Below are 5,856 nucleotides of genomic sequence, written 5' to 3' on the forward strand. Positions count from 1 at the left end.
ACCCGCCCCACGTCTTTCCGTGCCGCCCTGCTGGATGGTGCAGCACGATCGGACCGGACGAGGTGCGGTGCCCCGCCCTTCACCGCCCATTAGATCTTGAAGGCCGCGGCGAGTTTCTTCGCGGCCGAGCTCGACCGGCCACACACGCGCTCGTGAGTTTCATCGACGAGTACCGGGACCGCTTCGGCGGTGTCGAGCCGATCTGCCGCGTGCTGACCGAGCACGACTGCAAGATCGGCCCCGTCCACCTACTACGCGTTCAAGAAGCGCCAGGCCGCCCCGTCGGCCCGGCAGCTGCGGGACGCCGAACTCAAGGAGCCGATCCGCAAGGTCTACGACACCACTTCCGTGTCTACGGGGCCCGGAAGGTCTGGCGGGAGCTGAACCGGCAGGGGCACGCGGTGGCCCGGTGCACCGTTGAGCGGCTGATGCGCGAGCTGGGGATCGCCGGCACGGTCCGCGGCAAGCGTGTGATCACCACGATCCCGGACGCGAGCGCGGAGCGAGCCCCGGACCTTTTGGACCGCGACTTTGTCGCAAGGGCGCCGAACCGCTGCTGGGTCGCCGACTTCACCCACGTGAAGACCTTCTCCGGGGTCGTCTACATCGCGTTCGTCGTGGACACCTTCTCCTGCCGGATCGTCGGCTGGTCCGCCGCCGTCACCAAGGAGACCCGGCTCGTCCTGGACGCTCTGGACATGGCCCTGTGGCAGCGCGAGCGGGACGGAATCCCGCACAGCCAGGGCGAGTTGATACACCACTCCGATAGTGAGTATGTGAACTACCGGATGTCCCGGGCCTCTTGACCCGCACAGCGATGGACGCGCCAGGATGCCGGTGCCGGGATGCTCTCGCGGCCTCCTGACCCGCACTCCGATCGACGGCGCTGTCCTTCCTCGGACTTGTCGGTGGCCCGGGAGCATCCCGGCGAGGCGCTCGCCTCGCCGACGGGAGTGACTTAAGGAGAGCCTGGCCAAGGTCCCATCACTGTCTTGTCCGCCGCCTCGGTGACCGCGCGCCGACCCACCGTGCTCTCGTCCGCGACATGGCCAGCATCCCACCCCTCTCCCGCGTCGTCATCGGCGGCGTGGACACCCACAAAGACCTGCACGTCGCCGCCGTGGTCGACACCGACGACCACGTCCTGGACACCCAGGCGTTCTCCACCACCCGAGCCGGCTACCGCGCCCTGCTCGCCTGGATGCGCACCTTCGGCGACGTCCGCCGCATCGGCATCGAAGGCACCGGCTCCTACGGCGCCGGACTCCTGCGTCATCTGCAGCAGGCCGGCATCGAGATCCTCGAGGTCAACCGGCCCGACCGCTCTGACCGGCGCCGACGCGGCAAGGACGACACCCTCGACGCCGAGAACGCCGCCCACGCTGCGTTGGCCGGCAACCGCGTGATCACTCCCAAGACCCGCACCGGCATGGTGGAGTCCTTGCGCGTGCTGCGGATCGCCCGCTCCACAGCCGTCAAGGCCCGCCGCGTCGCCCTGCAGATGCTGCGCTGCCAGATCATCTCGGCGCCCGAAGAACTCCGTGATCAGGTACGGAACCTGACGCGGATGCAGCTCATCCGCACCTGCGCCGCCTGGCGGCCGGACGAGAGCGCCTTCCGTGACCCCGTCTCAGCCACCCGTATTGCGATCAAGTCCCTGGCCCGCCGCTACCTTGAACTCAACGACGAGGTTGCTGATCTCGACGCGATGATCGAGCCTCTGGTCCGTGAGCTGGCACCCTCGCTGTTGGAGCGGACCGGTTTCGGGATCGAGAACACCGCCCAGCTCCTGGTCACCTGTGGCGACAACCCTCAACGGGTCACCGACGAGGCCCGTTTTGCCAAACTCTGCGGCGTCGCTCCGCTGCCGGCCTCCTCCGGGAAGGTCCAGCGGCACCGGCTCAACCGCGGTGGCGACCGCCAGGCCAACTCCGCTCTCCACATGGCCGTGGTCTGCCGCCTGCACTACGACGAGGCCACCCAGAAGTACCTCAAACGCCGCACCAGCGAGAGCAAGTCGAAGATGGAGATCATCCGTTGTCTCAAGCGCTACGTCGCCCGCGAGGCTTATTACCTGATCAAGCAGGACAGCACCCCGAACAGGTCAGTCCAGAGAGGTTGACATTCAGGAGAGCGTCGCCGGGTCGCAGTACACATCGTTCGCGCTGGCCGAGCATCTGGACAAGGCAGGGATCGCCGCGTCGATCGGCTCGGTCGGCGACGCCTACGACAACGCGCTGATGGAGTCCACGATCGGCCTGTTCAAGACCGAGTTGATCAAGCCTGGCCGTCCCTGGAGGACGCTCTCCCAGGTTGAGCTGGCCACCGCGGAGTGGGTCGACTGGTAGTGCCACCGCCGACTTCACGGTGAGATCGGGCACGTCCCGCCCGTCGAATACGAGACCAACTACTACCGAGAAGCCACGAAACCCCAGGTCACAGTCACAGCCTAGAGTCTCGATCAAACCCGGAACGGTTCAGAGGCGGAGGCGTTCAGATTCTTGTAGAAGGCGAGCTTGCCGCGGCCGAATCCCACAAAGAGCCAGAAGATTCCCAGTGGGGCGGTGTTCTGGAGCATGGAGCGCACCTCTGCCTTGTCCCAGGGCTCATCACCGACCTGGGTCACGATGAAGGCAGGGTCTGCAGCTCCGCTTTCCTGATAGTGGTTGACGGCACGGCGCATCGCGTCGGCGACGTTGCCCCAGCCCCAGTCGACCTGGGTGTGCAGCTGGCCGATACGGCCGCGGTAGTTGTCCAGCCTGATCTCTTCCAAGAACGGCTCTCGTCCACTGGAGAAGATCACAGGCACTGTGCCGTCGTCGTCGAGATTGGCCGACAGGGCCAGGACGCGCTCGGCGAACGCCTGCACGGCGAACGACTCGTAGAGCTCTTCCATGTGCCAGTCGTGGTCCAAGATCAAGTAGACAGCAGCCCGCCGTCCCATGATCCCTCGATCTGCGAGAGCCTGGCCGGCCTGTCGCGCCGGGGCCAGCAGGCCGGGAGCTCGTCGCTCCACCTTGGTCAGGTCCACCGCAGCGGCCGTGGGACTGCGTACCTGCGCACTAGGAAGCGGCTCAGCAGAGGGCTCGGGATCGACATCGACGCCGTAGTCAGTCGCCAGTCCTGCAAGGCCGGAGGCGTAGCCCTGCCCGACGGCCCGGATCTTCCAGCCGTCACCGCGGCGGTACAGCTCCGCCAGGACCACGACTGTCTCCCCCGATGTGAAGTCCGGCGCGGTGAACGATGCAGACGTAGCGCCGCTCTGGGCAATCGTCAGCTGCGGCGCCCGGGTGAAGATGGCGCCTGGCTGCAACGGGTCAGCGCTCACCACAACAACTACCCGGTGCACGTCTGCCGGCAGACCGGGGAGGTCCGCAGTGACAACTGCGCCCTGAACGGACACACCGTCTTGTACCGGATGGTTGTAGAAGACCAGGTCGTGATCGCCGCGAACCTTGCCATCAGGGCCGAGGAGCAGCGCGGAGACATCGGCCGAGAGCCCCTGTACGGACACCGACAGCACCGTCCGCGCAGCGGCCAGCGCCACGTTCTCCCCCTTACGCAGCGACGTCGTTCTCATCCCGCCTCCTTGATCCTGGACAAGAAACGGTAGTCACGGGTGTGCGCGTCTGCTGCCCCTTCGGTGTATGTGGCATGCGGGTTCTTCCAGCCGTGTCTGTATGGGTGCAGACGGCGATCAGCGCGGAGGTGTGATCGGTGCCAGCGTGCCCAGGGTTCAAGTGCCCGGGCCGCGAGGCACCGGATGAGGGCAACGGTGGCCGTGCGGGGGCAGACCCTGCAGGCCGGGATGTCCCAAGCTCTGGGTGTAGCGGGAGGCCGCCTGGACGCTGAGACGGAACACCCCCGCGTCGGCGGGGAGGACCCGCCGACGACCGCCTTCCACATCTTCGAGATCGGAACACCCCCGCGTCGGCGGGGAGGACTTCGCCACCCACTCGCGGGTGAAGCCGGTCAGCGGAACACCCCCGCGTCGGCGGGGAGGACGTGCCGTTACCGGTGAGGATCTCGCGATCCATCGGAACACCCCCGCGTCGGCGGGGAGGACATCAGATCGAAGGTGAACGGGCCGCTCATGGGCGGAACACCCCCGCGTCGGCGGGGAGGACTACTCGGTCTTGTAGATGCCGATACCGATGGTCGGAACACCCCCGCGTCGGCGGGGAGGACCTCTGCTCCAGGCCCCAGAACTTCTCCAAGGGCGGAACACCCCCGCGTCGGCGGGGAGGACGTCCCCGACGGCCGCCGAACAGGTCGCGGTGGCGGAACACCCCCGCGTCGGCGGGGAGGACACCCACGAAGACGGCCGCACCCGCATCATCGGCGGAACACCCCCGCGTCGGCGGGGAGGACCACCGCATCAGCCAACGCGCCCTGAGATGGCGCGGAACACCCCCGCGTCGGCGGGGAGGACAGCAGCGGCGATACGCCCGTGAGTCCCTGGAGCGGAACACCCCCGCGTCGGCGGGGAGGACTGGCCCTGCTCCTTCGAGGAGATCCCCGCGGCCGGAACACCCCCGCGTCGGCGGGGAGGACCGCATGCTCGGCGACACCGCAAGCACTCCTGACGGAACACCCCCGCGTCGGCGGGGAGGACCCGTCCCAGTCCATGTGGCCGTCGGCGGTGGGCGGAACACCCCCGCGTCGGCGGGGAGGACCAGCTTCAGCGTGCCCTTGCCGCCCTGCTCCGCGGAACACCCCCGCGTCGGCGGGGAGGACTCCCCGTACTGGCGGCCGCGCCCCGCAGCCTGCGGAACACCCCCGCGTCGGCGGGGAGGACGCGCACGATGGTGTCGAGCAGGGCGTTGCGCACGGAACACCCCCGCGTCGGCGGGGAGGACGTGAAGATCGGGGAGACCTTGCCGAGAGCGGGCGGAACACCCCCGCGTCGGCGGGGAGGACAGAATCCACACACCCATCGGGAGCGGGCCGAGCGGAACACCCCCGCGTCGGCGGGGAGGACGTCCGCCTGGCCGTAGGTGAGCGGGTCAAGGCCGGAACACCCCCGCGTCGGCGGGGAGGACACCAGCGCGGCCTGGTCCGCCTGCTGCTGCCACGGAACACCCCCGCGTCGGCGGGGAGGACGGCAACCGGTTCGCCGTCGGCTCCGCCCGCACCGGAACACCCCCGCGTCGGCGGGGAGGACCTCCCATCGAGAAGAAGCTGTCCGTCTTGATGCGGAACACCCCCGCGTCGGCGGGGAGGACTTCGGCTCCTACGCGGGCGTCGGCGTCTTCGACGGAACACCCCCGCGTCGGCGGGGAGGACGGCGGCGATCGACCTGACCCCCTGGGGCATCCCGGAACACCCCCGCGTCGGCGGGGAGGACTGATCGCTGTACTGGTGGAACAGCCAGTCGGCCGGAACACCCCCGCGTCGGCGGGGAGGACCCGGACGACTTCAGGCCCGAGGGAACCGCGAGCGGAACACCCCCGCGTCGGCGGGGAGGACGGGGCGTGCCCGGGACCACGGCGACGGTGTGGCGGAACACCCCCGCGTCGGCGGGGAGGACTGTCCGCCAAGACACACAAGGCACTCATGGACCGGAACACCCCCGCGTCGGCGGGGAGGACGCACCCATCACGACGACGAGCACCGACGTGTACGGAACACCCCCGCGTCGGCGGGGAGGACTTGCTCGCGCCATTCGCGGTAAAGCGAACGGCCGGAACACCCCCGCGTCGGCGGGGAGGACACTTCCTGACCTGCACCTCAAGGGTCGCTTTGCGGCCTCTTTACCTTCGGTAGTCCTGTCATGCGGATGAGGGTAAGGCCTTCGAAGTCGATGGGGATGCGGCGGCGGGTGCCGGCGGTGCGGATGGCGTAGCCCTGTTCGGT

4 protein-coding genes and 1 CRISPR repeat array are annotated in these 5,856 nt (G+C 68.7%); of the genes, 3 read left to right on the forward strand and 1 reads right to left on the reverse strand.

The features are described from left to right. Positions 1 to 152 precede the first annotated feature (152 nt). The 3 genes from ACIRC0_RS39550 (at position 153) to ACIRC0_RS39560 (ending at position 2,348) form a co-directional block, all read left to right on the forward strand. Positions 153 to 806, forward strand: a complete 654-nt coding sequence (locus ACIRC0_RS39550) for an IS3 family transposase (protein WP_403626956.1) — start codon at positions 153 to 155, stop codon at positions 804 to 806. 239 nt (positions 807 to 1,045) lie between these two features. Next, positions 1,046 to 2,122 carry an IS110 family transposase gene (locus tag ACIRC0_RS39555; protein WP_403626959.1) on the forward strand — a complete coding sequence of 359 codons (1,077 nt, stop codon included), beginning with the start codon at positions 1,046 to 1,048 and terminating at the stop codon, positions 2,120 to 2,122. A gap of 70 nt (positions 2,123 to 2,192) precedes the next feature. After that, positions 2,193 to 2,348 (forward strand): integrase core domain-containing protein, encoded by a 156-nt coding sequence (locus ACIRC0_RS39560; RefSeq protein WP_403626965.1) that lies wholly within the window; start codon positions 2,193 to 2,195, stop codon positions 2,346 to 2,348. 113 nt (positions 2,349 to 2,461) lie between these two features. Here the strand turns inward: ACIRC0_RS39560 and ACIRC0_RS39565 are convergent, their stop codons facing one another. Beyond that, positions 2,462 to 3,580, reverse strand: coding sequence for a TerD family protein (locus ACIRC0_RS39565; RefSeq protein ID WP_403626962.1), 1,119 nt, complete (start codon positions 3,578 to 3,580; stop codon positions 2,462 to 2,464). A 274-nt stretch (positions 3,581 to 3,854) separates the two neighbouring features. Further along, positions 3,855 to 5,713: a CRISPR direct-repeat array (repeat unit 29 nt; unit sequence CGGAACACCCCCGCGTCGGCGGGGAGGAC). The last annotated feature ends 143 nt before the right edge of the window (positions 5,714 to 5,856 follow it).

The sequence above is a fragment of the Streptomyces sp. NPDC093984 genome, assembly GCF_044764595.1.
Classification (GTDB): domain Bacteria; phylum Actinomycetota; class Actinomycetes; order Streptomycetales; family Streptomycetaceae; genus Streptomyces; species Streptomyces cynarae.

Coding starts and splice junctions, on each gene's coding strand:
- ACIRC0_RS39555 (WP_403626959.1), top strand. CDS start 1,046: ATGGCCAGCATCCCACCCCTCTCCCGCGTCGTCATCGGCGGCGTGGAC.
- ACIRC0_RS39565 (WP_403626962.1), bottom strand. CDS start 3,580: ATGAGAACGACGTCGCTGCGTAAGGGGGAGAACGTGGCGCTGGCCGCT.